We start from the raw sequence: 18,205 nt of genomic DNA, 5'->3' as shown, positions 1-18,205 counted from the left end.
CATTTTAACTTGTCCCTACACGATAAAATGAATGTGCTTTTTGCCGTGGTACGGCGAGATCTCAATTCTGGTTTTCACTCTGAATACGTTCCAGAGGAGTTCCTCGGATAAAATGGCCTGCGGGGTTCCGGTCGCTACAATCTGCCCTTGCTGCATCACGATCAGCGAATCGCAGAACATGGACGCGTGATTCAGATCGTGAATGGCGACGATGCTGGTTACCGGCAGCTCGCTGATGAGCTGCATGAGCTGCATCTGGTGATGAATGTCCAGGTGATTGGTCGGTTCATCCAGCAGGATCTCGGTAGGCGTTTGCGCCAGGGCGCGGGCGATATGTACCCGCTGACGCTCGCCGCCGGATAAGCTCAGCCAGCCCTGTTCGCTGCGATCCAGCATATCCACGCGTTGCAGGGCGGCGGTGACGGTTTCGTCATCCTGCGCGCTCCAGTTCGAGAAGGGGGAGTGGTGCGGAATACGCCCCAGTTTGACCACGTCACGCACGCGCATATTGGCGTCGGTCATTCCGTGCTGTTCAACAAACGCCACGCGGCGCGCCAGCTGCTTTTTGGCGATGCGGGCAATGTCCTGTCCGTCGAGCGTTACGCATCCGGCATCCGGGCGACGCAGGCCCGCCAGAATGCGCAACAGCGAGGATTTACCGCAGCCGTTAGGGCCAAGCAGACCCACCGTTTCGCCCTGGGAAACCTTCAGCGAAACATTATTCACGATAACCTTTTTACCTACCTTCCAGGTGATATTGTTGGCGCAGATGCTCATCATTTATTCCTTGAGCGGTAGATAATCACGGCGAAGAACGGTACGCCCACCAGCGCGGTAACGACGCCAACCGGCAGGCTTTGCGGGGCAATCAGCATCCGCGAGGCGATGTCGGCCAGCACCATCAGGATCGCCCCCGCCAGCGCGCTGGCAATCAGCAGCGTGCGGTGCAGCGGCCCGAACAGGAAACGCATAACGTGCGGCACGACCAGCCCCACAAAACCAATCGAGCCCGCCATACTGACAATGGTCGCGGTGATCAGGGCCGTGGTGGTGAACAAGGCCAGGCGCACCCAGGGCACGGCAATGCCCAGCGAGGCGGCGGCATCATCACCAAAGGTAAAGGCGTCCAGCGCGCGGGAGTAGTAAAGACAGACGGCAAGCCCCGCCAGCACGACCACCAGCGCCAGCTGAAACTCAGGCCAGCGTACGCCGCTAAAGCTGCCCAGCAGCCAGAACATCACGTCGCGCGCCTGCTGTGCGCTGGCAGAGGTGCTGATGGTATAGGCGGTGATGGCGTTAAACAGCTGAGAGGCCGCCACGCCCGCCAGAATGGTACGTTCATTGCCGCCGCGCGCGCCGTTCGTCAGAAAGGCGACAAACGCAAAGGCGGCGAACGCCCCGGCAAACGCACCCGCAGAAAGGGACACCGCGCCGGTGCCGAGACCCAACACGACGACCGAGACTGCGCCCGTTGACGCCCCCGCCGACACGCCGAGCACGTAAGGTTCCGCCAGCGCATTCTTCAACAGGCTTTGCAGCACGGCGCCGCAAATGGCTAACCCGGCGCCGCAGCACGCCGCCACCAGCGCGCGGCTGAGGCGAAAGTCCCAGATCACGCTCTCATAGATGCGGTTGAGCGGAACGTCGGTCAGCCCCAGCTTATTGCTGATGGCGTAGAACACGTTGTTCAGCGGGATAGACAGCTCGCCGAGGCTCACGCCAAAGGCGATCGCCAGAAACAGCAGCACGAACGCGAGCAGGCACGATGCGGTCAGGAATACGCCCTGACGCATCTGAAGTACGGCGGTGGTCATCAGTTCAGTCCCAGTTTTCTGAGCTGTTCGCCGACCTGTTCAGCACCGTAAAGCGTGCGGATCGTCGGGTTCATGGCCTGACCATCCATTATCACGATATGACCTTTCTTCACCGCGTCGAGCTGGCTGACGGCAGGATCGCTTTTCAGGAATTTGATTTTTTCTTCGGCGTTATCCAGTGCCCAGCGGTTACGATCCAGGCTTGAAACCACAATCACGTCCGGATTGGCGGCAATAATGCTTTCCCAGCCCACGGTCGGCCATTCGGTCTCAGAGGTAATGGCGTTATGGCCGCCCAGCACGTTGGCAATAAAGCCGGAGGCACTGTTTTTACCGCCTACATAGGCGTCAGCCGAAGGCGAGGAGCTTGAGAACCAGAAAACAAAGGAGAGGTCTTTTTTGTTTTTGCCAAATTCCTGGCGCAGGTCTGCTTCACGTTTTTTGAAATCGGCGATAACGGCCTGGCCGCGCGCTTCGACGTTGAAAATTTTAGCGAAATCTTCGATCTCTTTATAAAGGTAGGTCATGTCCCAGAGCTTCTGACGACTGCCGTACATGTCGCCCGCTGCTTTTTTGGTGGCGCACATGCCCGGCGACAGGTAGCTGTTTACCCCCACGGTCGCCAGATCTTCTCGTTTGGCAACCTTGCTTTCCGGTCCGAGCAGCAGCGGCAGCTGAGCAGGTACGAAGTCGGGGTTTTGCGAAAGGATGGATTCAAGGGTCGGGATTTCTACCGTCAGGGTGTTGATTTTGGCATTTTGCTCCGCCAGCTGCGGCAAGACTTTGGTCGGCCAGAACGCGCTGGCTTTCACCTTATCTTCCAGACCCAGCAGCAACAAAATCTCAACGGTATTCTGACCCAGGGCAACGACGCGCTCGGGCGCTTTGGTGAATGTCTCTTTATACCCGCAGTTTTCTATCGTGAGCGGGTACGTGGTAGCCAGAGCTGTACTCATTGATGCAACCGTCAGGCCTAACGCACAGAGAACCTTTTTCATTAAACGCTACCCTTCATTAAAATTATGTTGATGCAAATGAAACGCATTATTAAGGCGGAATTTTATACAGAGGAAAATATATTGTGTCAACGTGGAACAATTACGCAGAGTAATGAAAAGCGGCGCCATGAACGGCGCCGGAATGACGGGTTAAATCAGGCTCTCTTTATCAATTCCCAGACGCTTCATGCGCGAGAGCAGGGTGGTGCGCTTCAGCCCCAGCCGTTGCGCCGCGCCTTTCGGTCCGGCCACCACACCGTTGGTCTCTTTCAGCACGCGCAAAATCAGCTGATATTCATCTTCGCCCTCCTGCGCGACTTCTGCCGAAAGCGTGGGGGCTTCCTGATGGGTGACCTCAGGCAAAGAGAGCTGAAGGACGTTCCCGCGCGTCAGCAGTACCGCGCGCTCAATGACGTTTTCCAGCTCGCGCACGTTCCCCGGCCACTCCATCGCCGAAAGAGTACGTAGCGTTTCGGCAGGAATACTGTCGATATTCCGCCCCATCCGGCGGGCAATCTTCGCGGTAAAGGCCTTCACCAGCAGGGGGATATCTTCCGGGCGCTCGCGCAGCGGCGGCAGGCAAATCGGGAAGACGTTCAGGCGATAGTAAAGATCGCTGCGAAACTCGCGGTCGGCGACCATCTTTTTCAGATCGCGGTTGGTGGCGGCAATCAGACGCACGTCGGTCTGGATCAGCTTATTGCTGCCGAGACGCTCAAACTCCTGCTCCTGCAAAACGCGCAGCAGCTTAGGCTGAAGCTCCAGCGGCATATCGCCCACTTCGTCGAGGAACAAAGAGCTTTTATCCGCCAGCTCAAAACGGCCCAGCCGCTGGCTGCTGGCGCCGGTAAAGGCGCCGCGCTCGTGGCCGAACAGATCGCTTTCCAGCAAGCCAGCTGGCATCGCCGCGCAGTTCATCTTCACCATCCGGCGGCTGTTGCGGTTACTCAGGTTGTGGATCGCCCGGGCAATCAGCTCTTTCCCGGTGCCGGTTTCACCGAGGATCAGCACCGTGCTGTCGCTCTGGGCCACCATCTCCACCTGCTTAAGCACGCTGTACATGGCATCGCTACGCCCGATGATTTCGCCAAACTCGCTGTCCACGTTGTTGAGCTGCTCGGTCAGCGCCAGGTTTTCGTCCACCAGCCGCTCTTTCAGGCGGTGGATCTCCTGATAGGCGAGGGCGTTATCGAGCGCGATGGAGATACGCTCGGCGATCTGGCGCAGCAGCTTCAGGTTGGCGGTGGTGAATACGGCTTCATCGCACTGCGCCAGTTTGAGCACGCCGAGCATGGTGTTGCCGGACATCAGCGGCAGCAGGCACAGGGTCTGGATCTTGTTGCCCCAGGTGTTAAACAGCATCCGCTCGTAGGGCGCTACCGGATCCTGCTCGCTCAGGTTCAGCAGCAGGATCTCTTTGCTTTTAAATACCCGTTCAGACAAGGTTCCCGCTTCGTCCACCTCGCTCTGCTCGTGCGCCGGGTTAGCTTCATCAAGGTAGTGGGTGGAGTAGATGTTCAGCTTGCCTTTCCGGTTCCCGCGCAGCGCGATGCTGATGGCGTCGATCCTGAAATAGTGATGGATCTCTTTGGCGACTTCGCTCACCAGCTCGTCCATATCGAGACGCGAGAGTACGGCATTGGTGATGGCGACCAGAATACGGAAGTTATCGCGCTCGCGGCTCAGCAGGTCGTAATCCACGTTATTGGTGACGCGGCTTTGGATCTGCTCTGCCACGACGGACACAATCTGTGTGAAGGTATGCAACCGCTCGTACTCCGCCTCGGTCCAGGGCTGGTCGGTAGTGCGGATAAACTCGCAGCCGCCAAAAATTTGTCCCTCCACCGCCAGCGGCAGCATGCTGTAGTGGCCGAACGGATGATAAAGGTTGCTCTCTGCCAGCTTCGGCCAGGCCTGGCGAAACTGGTCAAAATTGCAGTGCAGGGCTTCCGGGCGGGAGAGAATACGCCGCACCGGGCCGTGGGCCAGAAACGTTTCATCTTCATATTCGAAGATTTTGCCGTTATCACGCGTTGAGAAATAGCTCGCGCGGTGGGTTGCGCTATGCCAGAGCACAATGGCGGCGCTGTCCGCCAGCGCTGACTGCCTGACCAGCCGGGTCAGGGCATCGCTCAATGCGCCAAGGTCGGGCTGTTGTAAAAGTATGCGCGTGATGTCAAACAGGCCCTGCTGTCCAAGATCGCTCATCGGTGTATACGGCATTATTGCTTTCCAATAGAAACTGGCAAAAAAAACGTCAGCGCTGACCGCTTTTGGCGCGGTCTAGCAAATTCGGGGTAACGGTTCAGCGTGCGGCAGATCCAGCGTGCGCTTCACGCCGTATAGCCCGGTCAGGCGCACCCCTTTGCGCTCAACCACTTCACCTATAATGGCGGCCTCTTTCCCTGAAGGATGGGCACGTAGCTGCTCCAGCACCGCCCCGGCAGACTGGCGTTCCACGCCAATCACCAGCTTGCCCTCGTTGGCAAAGTTAAGCGGGTCGAGTCCCAGCAGTTCGCACAGGCCGCGAACGGCAGGCCTGACGGGCAGGCTGCGCTCGTTAAGCTCAACACCACAGCCACTGCTGGCGGCAAACTCATGCACCACGGCATTGACACCGCCGCGGGTGGCGTCGCGCAGCGCTTTTACGCCGGGCACCGTTCGCAGCGTCTGGATCAGCGGCGTGAGGACCGCGCAATCACTGCGCAGATCGCCGTCCAGCCCCAGGCCTTCGCGCAGGTTCAGGATGGTTGCCCCGTGGCAGCCCAGCGTTCCGCTGACGATCAGCACGTCGCCCACCGAAAGCCGCTGCGCGCCCCAGTGAATGTCGGCAGGGATAGCCCCCATGCCGGCGGTGTTAATGAAGAGCTTATCCGCCGCGCCGCGCTGTACCACCTTGGTATCCCCGGTCACGATAGCGATCCCCGCCTCGCGGGCGGTGTGCGCCATGCTGTTGACCACTGCCGCGAGCGTCTCCATCGGTAATCCTTCTTCGAGGATAAACCCGCACGAGAGGTAGCGCGGAATGGCGCCGCTGACGGCCACGTCGTTTGCCGTGCCGCAGACGGCGAGCTTGCCGATATCGCCGCCCGGGAAGAACAGCGGGTCAATCACGTAGCTGTCGGTGGAGAACGCCAGCCGGTCACCGTGTGCGGTGAGGGTTGAGAGCGCGATGCGCGCCTGATCCTCCTGCTCGGCGAGCCAGGGATTATCAAAGGCTTCCATGAACAGCCGGTTAATCAGCTGCTGCATCGCCTGTCCACCGCTTCCGTGCGCCATTTCCACCGTGTTCATGCTTCACACTCCTGGTTGCGATAGTGATACCACGCGGCGCATGCCCCTTCGGAGGAGACCATCAGCGCACCAAACGCGGTTTGCGGGTTACAGGCGTTGCCAAATAACGGGCAGTGATGAGGTTTACATTTGCCGGTGAGCACGTCGCCACAGCGGGCGCGGGGATCGTCGCACGCCTGCTGCGGCTGCGGGCGGAAATGCGCTTCGGCGTCGAAGGCGCGATACGCAGGCGTCAGGTGCACGCCGGATTCCGCAATCAGCCCCAGCCCGCGCCATTCGCCGTCGCCTTCCACGCTAAACACGTCGGCTATCGCCTGCTGTGCCCGTCTATTTCCGGCATCGGGCACCACGCGGCGATACTGATTTTCCACCGCACTCAGGGCCGCTATTTTCTGCTCAACCAGCATGGTCACGCCTTGCAGTAGATCAAGTGGCTCGAATCCAGCCACCACTAACGGACGATTGTACTGTTCAACAATAAAACCGTAGGCGTCTGTGCCGATGACCATGCTGACGTGGCCCGGCGCCAGAAACGCGTCGATGCCGTTATCCGGCGCGTCAAGCAGGCTGCGCAGCGTGGGGATCAGCGTGATGTGCTGGCAGAAAAAGAAAAAGTTAGTGACGTTGCGGGCTTTCGCCTGCTGGAGGGTGATGGCGGTGGCGGGCATGGTGGTTTCAAAACCCAGCCCGAAAAAGACGACCTTGCGGTCAGGGTTAGCCTCTGCCAGCGTCAGGGCATCCATCGGGGAGTAGACAATCCGCACGTCCGCGCCCCGCGCCTTTGCCTGGAGCAGCGAGCCATTTTTCCCCGGCACGCGCATCGCGTCGCCAAAGGTGCAAAAAATCACGCCGGGCCGGCTGGCGATGTCGAGACAGCTGTCGATGCGCCCCATCGGCAGCACGCACACCGGACAGCCGGGGCCGTGGATAAACTCGATGTTCTCCGGCAGCAGCTGGTCGAGGCCAAATTTGAAGATGGCGTGGGTGTGGCCGCCGCAGACTTCCATGATCCGCAGCGGCCGGTCTGCCGTATAGTCCAGCAGCGACGCGCGGGATTTTAGGCGATCGATAAGCTGCAACACCCGCTCAGGTGCGCGATATTCATCAACGTAACGCATGTGTTATCGTTCCTCCCCATACAGCAGGGCGCCCACGTCCGGCTCAACGTCGAACATATTCTGTAGCGCGTCCAGCGTGTCGCGGGCTTCCTCCTCATTAATCACGCTCATGGCAAACCCCACGTGGACCAGCACCCACTGACCGAGACGCGATGCGCCGGTTTCGTCGTGGCTGCCCACCAGCGTCAGGTCGACATCTCGAAGGATGCCGCAGACCTCCACCCTGGCCTGATTGCCGTCAATGGAATGAATTTGTCCGGGAACGCCTATGCACATCGTTCGCTCTCCAGCCAGTTCAGCCAGGCGTCCATTTCGTCACCGCGCGTGGCGGAAACCAGCAGGATCTCAATGTCCGGGTTCACTTCCCGGGCGTAAGCCACGCACTTATCCACGTCGAAGTTGAGGTACGGCAGCAGGTCGACTTTGTTCAGCAGCATGAGGGAGGCGGCGGCAAACATATGCGGATACTTCAGCGGCTTGTCCTCTCCTTCGGTAACGGAGAGCACCGCCACTTTATGCCGTTCGCCAAGGTCGAAGCTTGCCGGGCACACCAGGTTGCCGACGTTTTCGATAAACAGAATGCCGTGCGCTTCCAGCGGCAGGCGAGGGGCTGCGTCGGCAATCATCTGCGCATCCAGGTGACAGCCCTTGCCGGTGTTAACCTGAATGGCGGGCGTGCCGGTTTCGCGGATGCGCGCCGCGTCGTTAACGGTTTGCTGATCGCCTTCGATCACCGCGCAGGAGATGCGTTGGTTCAGCCGTTTGAGGGTTTCGGTCAGCAGGGTGGTTTTACCGGAGCCGGGGCTGGAGACCAGGTTGAGCACCAGCTGTTGACGGGCCGCAAAGCGGGCGCGGTTGCGGGCGGCGAGCTGGTTATTTTTGTCCAGCACGTCGATCTCCACCTCCAGCATCTGGCGCTGGCTCATGCCCGGCGCGTGGGTACCCGCTTCGCCGTGGCCGTAATGCAGGTCGCCCGCGTCGGAACGCTGCGGCGCAAAGGTGATGCCGGTCAGTGCCGCCGCGGGACGCGGGGCAGGGGAAAAGGGCGCGGAGCGAAACGCGGAGTGAGGACGGTGTTCATCCCCTTCTATATACAGGTTGCCTTCGGCGCAACCGCAGGTACTACACATAACTTACTCCTTCTCGATTTCGAGGCGCTGGATCTGCATGCCGTCATCCGCCACGATGCGCAGCCCGCTGCTCTGGCACTGCGGACAACGCTGCACCTTCGATGAAAGCAGCGTGACGTACTGCTGACACTGCTCGCACCAGCACTCTGCCTGCTGCTCCTCGATATGCAGCGCGCAGCCTTCCGCCAGCGTGCCGCGGCACACCAGTTTAAAACAGAAGGTGAGGGCGCTGGTCTCGACGCAGGAAAAGGCGCCGACCTTCAGCCAGACGCCGGTCACGCGTTTTGCGTGGTTCTGCACAGCCTGCTGTTCGATAAGTTCCAGGGCTCGCTGGCAGAGGGTGATTTCGTGCATGACGCCTCCTTAATGAATTGCCCCTTCAATGCAATAACGGTGCCAGCTTGGTTTTTGCTACGGCGTGACGATGTCAACGCTGTCGAAATGACACGTCGACACCGCGGCGGTGACAGTATGCTTTCCTGTAAAATTCATTTAAATCAAGCAATTAAAAACTGGCACGAAATCTGCTTAACAGCCGCTAACTCCATTAACCGGATACCTTTTATGACTATTTGGGAAATTAGCGAAAAAGCGGATTACATCGCGCAACGTCATCAGCAGCTCCAGGAGCAATGGCACCTGTACTGCAATTCATTGATCCAGGGGATTACGCTGTCGAAGGCCCACCTGCATCACGCCATGAGCTGTGCAGCGCAGGGGGACATGCGCTTTGTGCTGTTCGGTCACTTTACGATTTACGTCACCCTGGCGGAGACCTTCAACAGCCACACGATTGAGTACTACGTCGAGACGAAAGAGGGCGACAGGCACTGCATCGCCCGGGCGCAGCTGATGGCCGACGGCATGGTGGACGGTCACGTCAGCAACCGCGATCGCCAGCAGGTGCTGGAGCACTATCTGGAGAAAATCGCGCCGGTTTACAACGGCCTCTACGCCGCCGTTGAGCATGATCGGCCAATCAACCTGAAACAGCTGATCGACGGAAAATCCTCAGCGAACGTGGCCTGAAAAACGCGTGTCGAGAAGTGTCGATAAGACAGTTTTTTTCGTCAAAAATGACCATCACCAGAGGATTGCCCGGTGAACCGTTTTGTAATTGCTGACTCGACGGTCTGTATTGGCTGTCGGACCTGTGAGGCGGCGTGCTCGGAAACGCACCGCCTGCACGGGCTCCAGTCCATGCCGCGCCTGCGCGTCATGCGTAATGAGAAAGAGTCTGCCCCGCAGCTCTGTCACCACTGTGAAGATGCCCCGTGCGCGGGCGTCTGTCCCGTCAACGCCATCACCCGCGTCGATGGCGCAGTGCAGCTGAACGAAAGCCTGTGCGTGAGCTGCAAGCTGTGCGCCATCGCCTGTCCGTTCGGTGCCATTGAATTTTCCGGCAGCCGTCCGCTGCATATTCCGGCGAATGCCAACCCCCCGAAAGCGCCGCCTGCGCCACCGGCTCCGGCACGCGTGAGCACGCTGCTGGACTGGGTGCCGGGCGTGCGCGCCGTCGCGGTGAAGTGCGACCTGTGCAGCTTTGATGAGCAGGGTCCGGCCTGCGTGCGGACCTGCCCGACCCGGGCGCTGGTCCTGGTTAACATTCGCGATATTGCCCGCACCAGCAAGCGTAAGCGCGAGCTGACCATTAATACCGACGTCGGCGATCTTTCGCTGCTGCGGGCGCTAAACGAGGGGGCGAAATGAACGCGATAGTAATGATGACCAGCGGCGTGGCCTGGTTTGCCGCCGCCGCGGTCCTGGCGCCGATCGTCTCCTTCCATAAAACGCTGAGCGGCTGGATCGCCGGCATCGGCGGGGCGGTCGGCAGCCTGATGACGCTGGCGGCGGGCGGCGTTGTCCTGATCGACGGCCAACCCGTCGACACAACCCTTCCGCTGATTCACCACGCCGTTGAACTCACGCCGCTGAACGCCATCTGGCTGGTGACCTTTGGCCTGTGCGGGCTGTTTATCAGCCTGTTTAATATCGACTGGCACCGCCATCAGCAGACCAAAGCGAACGGCCTGCTGGTTAACCTGCTGATGGCCGCCGCGGTCTGCACGGTTATCGCCAGCAACCTTGGCGCGCTGGTGGTGATGGCCGAAATCATGGCGCTGTGCGGCGTGTTCCTGACCGGATGCAGCGCCTCCGGCAAGCTGTGGTTTGCACTCGGACGCCTCGGCACGCTGCTGCTGGCGCTGGCCTGCTGGCTGGTGTGGCAGCGTTTCGGCACCCTGGACTTTGCCGCGCTTAACGGCCAGACGCTGGGCAACGACGTCTGGCTGCTGGGCGTCGTCGGCTTTGGCCTGCTGGCCGGGATTATCCCGCTGCACGGCTGGGTTCCGCAGGCGCATGCGAACGCCTCTGCGCCCGCCGCCGCGCTGTTTTCGACGGTGGTAATGAAGGTCGGTCTGTTCGGCGTCCTTATGATAACCCTGACGGGCGGTCAGCCGCCGCTGTGGTGGGGCGTGGCGCTGCTGATTGCGGGGATGATCACCGCCTTTGTCGGCGGGCTGTACGCCCTGATGGAGCACAACATCCAGCGCCTGCTGGCGTACCACACCCTGGAAAACATCGGGATTATCCTGCTCGGCATGGGCGCGGGCGTCACCGGGCTGGCGCTCAACCAGCCGGCGCTGATTGCCGCCGGGTTTATCGGCGGTCTGTATCACCTCGTCAACCATAGCCTGTTTAAAAGCACCCTGTTCCTCGGCGCGGGCAGCGTCTGGTTCCGCACCGGGCACCGCGATATCGAAAAGCTCGGCGGCATGGGTAAAAAGATGCCCGTCATTTCGCTAGCGATGCTGGTGGGGCTGATGGCGATGGCCGCGCTGCCGCCGCTGAACGGCTTTGCCGGAGAGTGGGTGATTTACCAGTCCTTCTTCGCGCTCGGCCAGAGCGACGCGTTTATCGGACGTTTACTCGGCCCGCTGCTGGCGGTGGGCCTGGCGATCACCGGCGCGCTGGCGGTGATGTGCATGGCGAAGGTCTACGGCGTCACCTTCCTCGGCGCGCCGCGCACCCGCGAAGCGGAAAACGCCTGCTGCGCCCCGGTACTGATGGCCACCAGCGTGGTCGCGCTGGCGCTGTGCTGCATCGCGGGCGGGGTTGCCGCGCCATGGCTGCTGCCGCTGCTGGGCCACGCCATTCCGCTGCCGCTGGCGACGGCGCATACCGTTGTCTCCCAGCCGATGATGGCGCTGCTGCTGATTGCCGCACCGCTGCTGCCGTTCGTGCTGATGCTGTTCTTCAGACGTGACCGTCTCGCCTCCCGCTCGCGCGGCGCGGCGTGGGCCTGCGGTTACGAACACGAGCCGTCGATGGTTATCACCGCCCACGGTTTTGCCATGCCGGTGAAGGAGAACTTTGCCGCCGTGCTGAAGCTGCGCCAGTGGCTTAACCCGCAGGGCTGGGTGCCGGGCTGGCAGAGCGCTGCCGTGCCCGTGCTGTTCCGCCGACTGGCGCTGATCGAGCTGGCGGTGCTGGTGGTGATTGTGATTTCACGAGGAGCCTGACATGAGTCTGTTACTGGCAATTCTTCAGGCGCTGGTGCTGTTCGCCGCCGCGCCACTGCTGTCGGGCATCACGCGCGTGGCGCGCGCCCGAATGCACAACCGTCGCGGGCCTGGCGTGCTCCAGGAGTACCGCGATCTCTTCAAGCTGCTCTCCCGCCAGAGCGTCGCACCGGATGCCGCAGGCTGGGTGTTCCGCCTGACGCCGTTTGTGATGGTCGGCGTGATGCTGACCATCGCCACCGCGCTGCCGGTGATCACGGTAGGCTCGCCGCTGCCGGTGCTCGGCGATCTGATCACGCTCATCTACCTCTTCGCTATCGCGCGCTTCTTCTTTGCGATTGCGGGCCTGGACACCGGCAGCCCGTTTAGCGGCATCGGCGCCAGCCGCGAGGCGATGCTCGGCGTGCTGGTGGAGCCGATCCTGCTGCTGGGGCTGTGGGTGGCCGCGCAGGTTGCAGGTTCGACCCACATCAGCTTTATCACCGACACCGTGTACCACTGGCCGGTGGCCCGCTCCATCCCGCTCGTGCTGGCACTCTGCGCCTGCGCGTTCGCCACGTTTATTGAGATGGGCAAGCTGCCGTTCGATCTCGCGGAAGCGGAGCAGGAGCTACAGGAAGGGCCGCTTACCGAGTACAGCGGCTACGGCTTTGCGGTACTGAAGTGGGGCATCAGCCTTAAGCAGCTCGTCGTGTTGCAAATGTTCGTGGGCGTTTTCTTCCCGTGGGGGCAGATGACGCACTTCTCTGTGGGCGGCCTGCTGCTGGCCGTGGTGGTGGCCGCGCTCAAGCTGCTTATCGGCGTGCTGGTCATCGCCCTGTTTGAGAACAGCATGGCGCGTCTTCGTTTTGCGGCAACCTCGCGCATCACCTGGGCCGGTTTTGGTTTTGCATTTTTAGCGTTCGTCTCCTTGCTGGTGGCGTGATTAAAGAGAGTATTTATGTCTGAAGAAAAGAAAGGTCAGCAGTATCTCGCCGCGTTGCATCAGGCCTTCCCCGGCGTGGTGCTGGAGGAATCCTGGCAAACCAAAGACCAGGTAACCATTACCGTAAAGGTGAACTATCTGCCGGAAGTGGTGGAGTTTCTTTACTACCGGCAGGGCGGGTGGCTGTCGGTGCTGTTCGGCAACGACGAGCGCCAGCTCTGCGGCAACTATGCGGTGTATTACGTGATGTCGATGGAGCAGGGCGAGAAGTGCTGGCTCACCGTGCGCGTCGAGGTCGACCCGAATAAGCCGGAATACCCGTCCGTGACGCCGCGCGTACCTGCCGCCGTCTGGGGCGAGCGCGAGGTGCGCGACATGTACGGCCTGGTGCCGGTCGGCCTGCCGGACGAGCGTCGTCTGGTGCTGCCGGATGACTGGCCGGATGAACTCTATCCGCTGCGCAAGGACAGCATGGACTACCGCCAGCGTCCGGCCCCGACCACCGACAGCGAAACCTACGAGTTCATCAACGAGCTGGGCAGCAAGAAGAACAACGTGGTGCCGATCGGCCCGTTGCACGTCACCTCCGATGAACCGGGCCACTTCCGCCTGTTCGTTGACGGCGAAAACATCATCGACGCCGACTACCGCCTGTTCTACGTCCACCGCGGCATGGAGAAGCTGGCGGAAACCCGCATGGGCTACAACGAGGTCACGTTCCTCTCAGACCGCGTGTGCGGCATCTGCGGCTTCGCCCACAGCACCGCCTACACCACCTCGGTGGAGAACGGCATGGGGATCGTGGTGCCGGAGCGCGCGCAGATGATCCGCGCTATTTTGCTGGAGGTGGAGCGCCTGCACTCGCACCTGCTGAACCTCGGCCTGGCCTGCCACTTCGTCGGTTTTGACTCCGGGTTTATGCAGTTCTTCCGCGTGCGCGAAGCGTCGATGAAAATGGCGGAAATTCTCACCGGGGCGCGTAAAACCTACGGCCTGAACCTGATCGGCGGGATCCGCCGCGACCTGCTGAAAGACGACATGATCAAGACCCGCCAGCTGGCGCAGCAGATGCGTCGCGACGTGCAGGAACTGGTGGACATGCTGCTCAGCACGCCAAACATCGAGCAGCGCACCGTCGGGATTGGTCGTCTTGATCCTGAAATTGCCCGCGACTTCAGCAACGTCGGCCCGATGGTGCGCGCCAGCGGCCACGCCCGCGACACCCGCGCCGATCACCCGTTCGTCGGCTACGGCCTGCTGCCGATGACCGTGCACAGCGAACAGGGCTGCGACGTGATTTCTCGCCTCAAGGTGCGTATCAACGAGGTCTACACCGCCCTGAACATGATCGACTTCGGCCTGGACAACCTGCCGGGCGGTCCGCTGATGGTGGAAGGCTTCACCTATATTCCAAACCGCTTTGCCCTCGGCTTTGCCGAAGCGCCGCGCGGGGATGATATCCACTGGAGCATGACCGGCGACAATCAGAAGCTCTACCGCTGGCGCTGTCGTGCGGCGACCTACGCCAACTGGCCTACCCTGCGCTATATGCTGCGCGGCAACACGGTCTCTGACGCGCCGCTGATCATCGGCAGCCTCGATCCGTGCTACTCCTGCACCGACCGCATGACGGTGGTGGACGTGCGTAAGAAGAAAAGCCAGGTGGTGCCGTACAAAGAGCTTGAGCGTTACAGCATTGAGCGCAAGAACTCGCCGCTGAAATAAGGACTCGCCATGTTTACCTTTATCAAAAAAGCGATCAAAACCGGCGCGCAGACCAGCAGCTATCCGCTGGAGCCGATCCCGGTGGATAAAAACTTTCGCGGCAAGCCGGAGCATAACCCGCAGCAGTGCATCGGCTGCGCGGCCTGCGTCAACGCCTGCCCGTCGAACGCCTTAACGGTGGAAACGGATCTTAAAACCGGCGAGCTGGCCTGGCAGTTTAACCTCGGGCGCTGCATCTTCTGCGGCCGCTGCGAGGAGGTCTGCCCGACGGTCGCCATCCGACTTTCTCAGGAGTACGAGCTGGCGGTGTGGAAAAAAGAGGATTTTCTCCAGCAGTCGCGTTTTGCCCTGTGCACCTGCCGCGTCTGCAAGCGTCCGTTCGCCGTGCAAAAAGAGATCGACTACGCTATCGCGCTGCTGAAGCACAACGGCGACGCCCGCGCGGAGCAGCACCGTGAAAGTTTCGAAACCTGCCCGGAGTGTAAGCGTCAAAAGTGCCTGCTGCCGTCTGACCGCATCGATTTAACCCGCCATATGAGAGAGGCCAGCTGATGGAAAACTTACTCGGCCCGCGCGACGATAACGGCATTCCGGTGCCGCTGACGGTGGAGGAGTCCATCGCCAGCATGAAGGCGTCGCTGCTGAAAAAAATCAAACGCTCGGCCTACGTTTACCGCGTGGACTGCGGCGGCTGCAACGGCTGTGAGATCGAGATCTTCGCCACCCTGTCGCCGCTGTTTGACGCCGAGCGCTTCGGCATCAAAGTGGTGCCGTCCCCGCGACATGCGGACATTCTGCTGTTTACCGGGGCGGTGACCCGCGCCATGCGATCGCCCGCGCTGCGCGCCTGGCAGTCTGCGCCGGACCCGAAAATCTGCATCTCCTACGGCGCCTGCGGCAACAGCGGCGGCATCTTCCACGATCTTTACTGCGTCTGGGGCGGCACCGACAAAATCGTGCCGGTGGATGTCTATATTCCGGGCTGCCCGCCGACGCCCGCCGCCACGCTGTACGGCTTTGCGATGGCGCTCGGCCTGCTGGAGCAGAAGATCCACGCCCGCGCCCCTGGCGAGATCGACAACCAGCCTGCGGCCATTCTGCATCCGGACATGGTGCAGCCGCTGCGCGTGAAGGTGGACCGCACGGCGCGCAGGCTGGCAGGCTACCGTTACGGGCGTCAGATTGCCGACGATTACCTGCGCCTGCTGAGCCAGGGCGACCATCAGGTGGCGCGCTGGCTGGAGGCGGAAAACGATCCGCGTCTCAATGAGATCGTGGCGAACCTGAACAGCATTGTGGATGAGGCGCGTATCCGATGAGTGAAACGGTGGTGTTCAGCCAGCTGAGCCGTAAGTTTATTGATGAGAACGACGCCACGCCGGATGCGGCGCAGCAGGTGGTCTATTACAGCCTGGCGATTGGGCACCACCTCGGGGTGATCGACTGCCTTGAGGCGGCGCTCAGCTGCCCGTGGCCGGAATATCTGGCGTGGATCGCCACGCTGGAGGAGGGCAGCCCGGCGCGGCGCAAGATGGAGGGCGTACCGAAGTACGGCGAGATCGTTATTGACGCCAACCATATCACGATGCTCGCCAACGCCTTTGACGCGGCGCTCGGCAGGCAAACCCCGGCGCAGCAGGCGTGGAGCAAAACGCTGCTCGGCATGCTGCACGATATTCATCAGGAGAGCGCCATCTACCTGATGGTGAGGAGATTACGTGACTGACGTTTTACTGTGTGTCGGCAACAGCATGATGGGCGACGACGGCGCGGGCCCGCTGCTGGCGGAGATGTGTGGCGCAAAACCGCAGGGCGACTGGGTGGTAATCGACGGCGGCAGCGCGCCGGAAAACGACGTGGTGGCCATTCGCGAGCTGCACCCGGAAAGGCTGTTGATTGTCGATGCCACCGATATGGGGCTGAACCCGGGCGAAATCCGCCTGATTGACCCGGACGACATCGCCGAGATGTTTATGATGACTACCCACAATATGCCGCTGAACTACCTTGTCGATCAGATTAAAGACGACGTGGGCGAGGTGCTGTTTTTGGGTATCCAGCCGGACATTGTCGGGTTTTATTACCCGATGACGCCGCCGGTGAAGGCGGCGGTGGAGGAGGTGTATTCGCGGCTGGCGGGGTGGGTTGGGGACGGCGGGTTTTCTCCGCTCTGAGCAGTGCCGGGTGGCGGCTACGCCTTACCCGGCCTACAAAACCGTAGGCCCGGTAAGCGTAGCGCCACCGGGCAACAGGCTACGCCAGATCCGCCCCGTTACTCGCAATCACCTTCTTATACCACCAGAACGATTTCTTACGCTTTCTCTCCAGCGTCCCGTTGCCGGCGTCATCGCGGTCAACGTACACAAACCCGTAGCGCTTGCTCATCTCCCCCGTTGAGGCAGACACCAGGTCAATGCAGCCCCAGGTGGTGTAGCCCATCAGCGGCACGCCGTCCGCAATTGCATCGCCCATCGCGCGGATATGCTCGCGCAGGTAGCTGATGCGGTAGTCGTCGTGGATCTCGCCGTTTTCATCAATGACGTCCTTCGCGCCGAGGCCGTTTTCCACCAGGAACAGCGGCTTCTGGTAGCGGTCGTACATCATGTTCATGGTGATGCGCAGGCCGAGAGGATCAATACCCCAGCCCCACTCGCTTACCTGAACGTGCGGGTTACGCAGGGACTTCACGATGTTCGCCGCGCTGGTGTTGCCCGCGTTCATGTCCGCCGACGCGCAGCGCGAGGCGTAATAGCTGAACGAGACAAAATCGACGGTGTTTTTCAGCAGTTCGTCGTCGCCGGGATCTTTCACAATCACGACGCCTTTTTCGCGGAACACGCGGGCAGAGTAGGCCGGATAGCTGCCGCGCGCCTGCACGTCGATGAAGAACAGGTTCTCGCGATCTTTCTCCAGCGCCGTCCACACGTCTTCCGGCTTGCAGGAGTACGGGTAAAAATTGCCGCCCGCCAGCATGCAGCCGACCTGGTTTTCCGGGTTGACCTCGTGGGCGATTTTGGTCGCCAGCGCGCTCGCCACCAGCTCGTGGTGTGCGGCCTGGTATTTCACCTGATCCTCGTTTTCACCTTCCTCAAACACCAGCCCCGCGCCGGAGAACGGGCTGTGCAGCATGATGTTGATTTCGTTGAAGGTCAGCCAGTATTTCACCAGCCCGTTAAACGCCTCGAAGCAGGTGCGGGCGTAGCGGGCGAAGAAATCCACCATTTTGCGGTTGCGCCAGGAGCCGTACTCCGTCACCAGGTTCATCGGCACGTCGAAATGGCACAGGGTCACCAGCGGCTCGATGTTGTACTTTTTGCACTCCTCAAACACCGCGCGGTAGAAGGCGATGCCCTCTTTATTTGGCAGCGGCTCGTCGCCGTTCGGATAGAGGCGGCTCCAGGCAATCGAGGTGCGGAACACCGTAAAGCCCATCTCCGCCATCAGGGCGATGTCTTCTTTGTAGCGATGGTAAAAATCAATCGCCTCGTGGCTCGGGTAAAATTCGTCGTCACGCAACGAAAACCGTTTTTCCTTACCGACCTTTACCGCCAGACGGTGTGCGCCATGGGGGATCATATCGACCGTCGTCAGTCCTTTGCCGCCTTCACGGTAAGCACCTTCACTCTGGTTTGCGGCAAGCGCGCCGCCCCATAAAAATCCTTGTGGAAAAACAGACATTC

The 18,205-nt window shown here is 60.8% G+C and carries 19 protein-coding genes; 9 read left to right on the top strand and 10 right to left on the bottom strand.

From position 1 onward, the window contains the following. Positions 1-15 precede the first annotated feature (15 nt). From eitC to hypA, 9 genes are all read right to left on the bottom strand, one after another. Positions 16-777 carry a siderophore ABC transporter ATP-binding protein EitC gene (gene eitC, locus E0L16_RS03025; RefSeq protein WP_131636452.1) on the bottom strand — a complete coding sequence of 254 codons (762 nt, stop codon included), beginning with the start codon at positions 775-777 and terminating at the stop codon, positions 16-18. Then, entirely contained in the window at positions 777-1,814 is a 1,038-nt protein-coding gene (locus E0L16_RS03020; RefSeq protein ID WP_063869386.1) for a FecCD family ABC transporter permease, read from the bottom strand. The genes eitC and E0L16_RS03020 overlap by 1 nt, the downstream gene beginning before the upstream one ends. After that, the gene (eitA, locus tag E0L16_RS03015) at positions 1,814-2,812 is read right to left on the bottom strand and encodes a siderophore ABC transporter substrate-binding protein EitA (RefSeq protein WP_131636297.1); all 999 of its coding nucleotides are present in this window, start codon (positions 2,810-2,812) and stop codon (positions 1,814-1,816) included. The genes E0L16_RS03020 and eitA overlap by 1 nt, the downstream gene beginning before the upstream one ends. A 150-nt stretch (positions 2,813-2,962) precedes the next feature. After that, positions 2,963-5,035 (bottom strand): formate hydrogenlyase transcriptional activator FlhA, encoded by a 2,073-nt coding sequence (gene flhA, locus E0L16_RS03010; protein ID WP_063451870.1) that lies wholly within the window; start codon positions 5,033-5,035, stop codon positions 2,963-2,965. Between the two features lie 60 nt (positions 5,036-5,095). Continuing rightward, positions 5,096-6,106: a hydrogenase expression/formation protein HypE gene (hypE, locus tag E0L16_RS03005; RefSeq protein WP_131636296.1), complete on the bottom strand. Its 1,011-nt coding sequence runs from the start codon at positions 6,104-6,106 to the stop codon at positions 5,096-5,098. Continuing rightward, entirely contained in the window at positions 6,103-7,224 is a 1,122-nt protein-coding gene (gene hypD / locus E0L16_RS03000) for a hydrogenase formation protein HypD (RefSeq protein ID WP_131636295.1), read from the bottom strand. The genes hypE and hypD overlap by 4 nt, the downstream gene beginning before the upstream one ends. 3 nt (positions 7,225-7,227) lie before the next feature. Further along, positions 7,228-7,500, bottom strand: a complete 273-nt coding sequence (locus E0L16_RS02995) for a HypC/HybG/HupF family hydrogenase formation chaperone (protein WP_063869393.1) — start codon at positions 7,498-7,500, stop codon at positions 7,228-7,230. Next, entirely contained in the window at positions 7,491-8,354 is an 864-nt protein-coding gene (hypB, locus tag E0L16_RS02990) for a hydrogenase nickel incorporation protein HypB (RefSeq protein ID WP_131636294.1), read from the bottom strand. Before hypB ends, E0L16_RS02995 begins: the two co-directional genes overlap by 10 nt. A 3-nt stretch (positions 8,355-8,357) precedes the next feature. Then, a complete protein-coding gene (gene hypA / locus E0L16_RS02985) occupies positions 8,358-8,708 on the bottom strand; it encodes a hydrogenase maturation nickel metallochaperone HypA (protein WP_131636293.1) in 351 nt (116 codons plus the stop codon). Positions 8,709-8,918: 210 nt separating this feature from the next. Between hypA and hycA the strand changes: the two genes are divergently transcribed. The 9 genes from hycA (at position 8,919) to hycI (ending at position 16,699) form a co-directional block, all read left to right on the top strand. Continuing rightward, positions 8,919-9,383 (top strand): formate hydrogenlyase regulator HycA, encoded by a 465-nt coding sequence (gene hycA / locus E0L16_RS02975; RefSeq protein WP_063451864.1) that lies wholly within the window; start codon positions 8,919-8,921, stop codon positions 9,381-9,383. A gap of 72 nt (positions 9,384-9,455) precedes the next feature. Then, the gene (locus E0L16_RS02970) at positions 9,456-10,064 is read left to right on the top strand and encodes a 4Fe-4S dicluster domain-containing protein (RefSeq protein WP_131636292.1); all 609 of its coding nucleotides are present in this window, start codon (positions 9,456-9,458) and stop codon (positions 10,062-10,064) included. After that, positions 10,061-11,875, top strand: coding sequence for a formate hydrogenlyase subunit 3 (gene hycC / locus E0L16_RS02965; RefSeq protein ID WP_131636291.1), 1,815 nt, complete (start codon positions 10,061-10,063; stop codon positions 11,873-11,875). Before E0L16_RS02970 ends, hycC begins: the two co-directional genes overlap by 4 nt. Before the next feature lies 1 nt (position 11,876). Continuing rightward, the gene (locus E0L16_RS02960) at positions 11,877-12,800 is read left to right on the top strand and encodes a respiratory chain complex I subunit 1 family protein (RefSeq protein ID WP_131636290.1); all 924 of its coding nucleotides are present in this window, start codon (positions 11,877-11,879) and stop codon (positions 12,798-12,800) included. A gap of 15 nt (positions 12,801-12,815) precedes the next feature. Beyond that, positions 12,816-14,525, top strand: coding sequence for a formate hydrogenlyase subunit HycE (hycE, locus tag E0L16_RS02955; RefSeq protein ID WP_112792752.1), 1,710 nt, complete (start codon positions 12,816-12,818; stop codon positions 14,523-14,525). Positions 14,526-14,534: 9 nt separating this feature from the next. After that, positions 14,535-15,077, top strand: a complete 543-nt coding sequence (locus tag E0L16_RS02950; protein WP_063451859.1) for a formate hydrogenlyase complex iron-sulfur subunit — start codon at positions 14,535-14,537, stop codon at positions 15,075-15,077. Continuing rightward, positions 15,077-15,844, top strand: a complete 768-nt coding sequence (locus E0L16_RS02945; RefSeq protein WP_028014210.1) for an NADH-quinone oxidoreductase subunit B family protein — start codon at positions 15,077-15,079, stop codon at positions 15,842-15,844. The genes E0L16_RS02950 and E0L16_RS02945 overlap by 1 nt, the downstream gene beginning before the upstream one ends. Next, positions 15,841-16,251, top strand: a complete 411-nt coding sequence (locus E0L16_RS02940; RefSeq protein WP_063869405.1) for a formate hydrogenlyase maturation HycH family protein — start codon at positions 15,841-15,843, stop codon at positions 16,249-16,251. The genes E0L16_RS02945 and E0L16_RS02940 overlap by 4 nt, the downstream gene beginning before the upstream one ends. Next, positions 16,244-16,699 carry a hydrogenase maturation peptidase HycI gene (hycI, locus tag E0L16_RS02935; protein ID WP_131636289.1) on the top strand — a complete coding sequence of 152 codons (456 nt, stop codon included), beginning with the start codon at positions 16,244-16,246 and terminating at the stop codon, positions 16,697-16,699. The genes E0L16_RS02940 and hycI overlap by 8 nt, the downstream gene beginning before the upstream one ends. 79 nt (positions 16,700-16,778) lie before the next feature. Here hycI and E0L16_RS02930 read toward each other — a convergent pair whose 3' ends face one another. Next, positions 16,779-18,203 carry a 6-phospho-beta-glucosidase gene (locus E0L16_RS02930; protein ID WP_131636288.1) on the bottom strand — a complete coding sequence of 475 codons (1,425 nt, stop codon included), beginning with the start codon at positions 18,201-18,203 and terminating at the stop codon, positions 16,779-16,781. Positions 18,204-18,205 lie beyond the last annotated feature (2 nt).

It is taken from the genome of Enterobacter quasihormaechei, assembly GCF_004331385.1.
Lineage (GTDB): Bacteria > Pseudomonadota > Gammaproteobacteria > Enterobacterales > Enterobacteriaceae > Enterobacter > Enterobacter quasihormaechei.
This window is presented reverse-complemented; position numbering and strand designations above follow the sequence as displayed.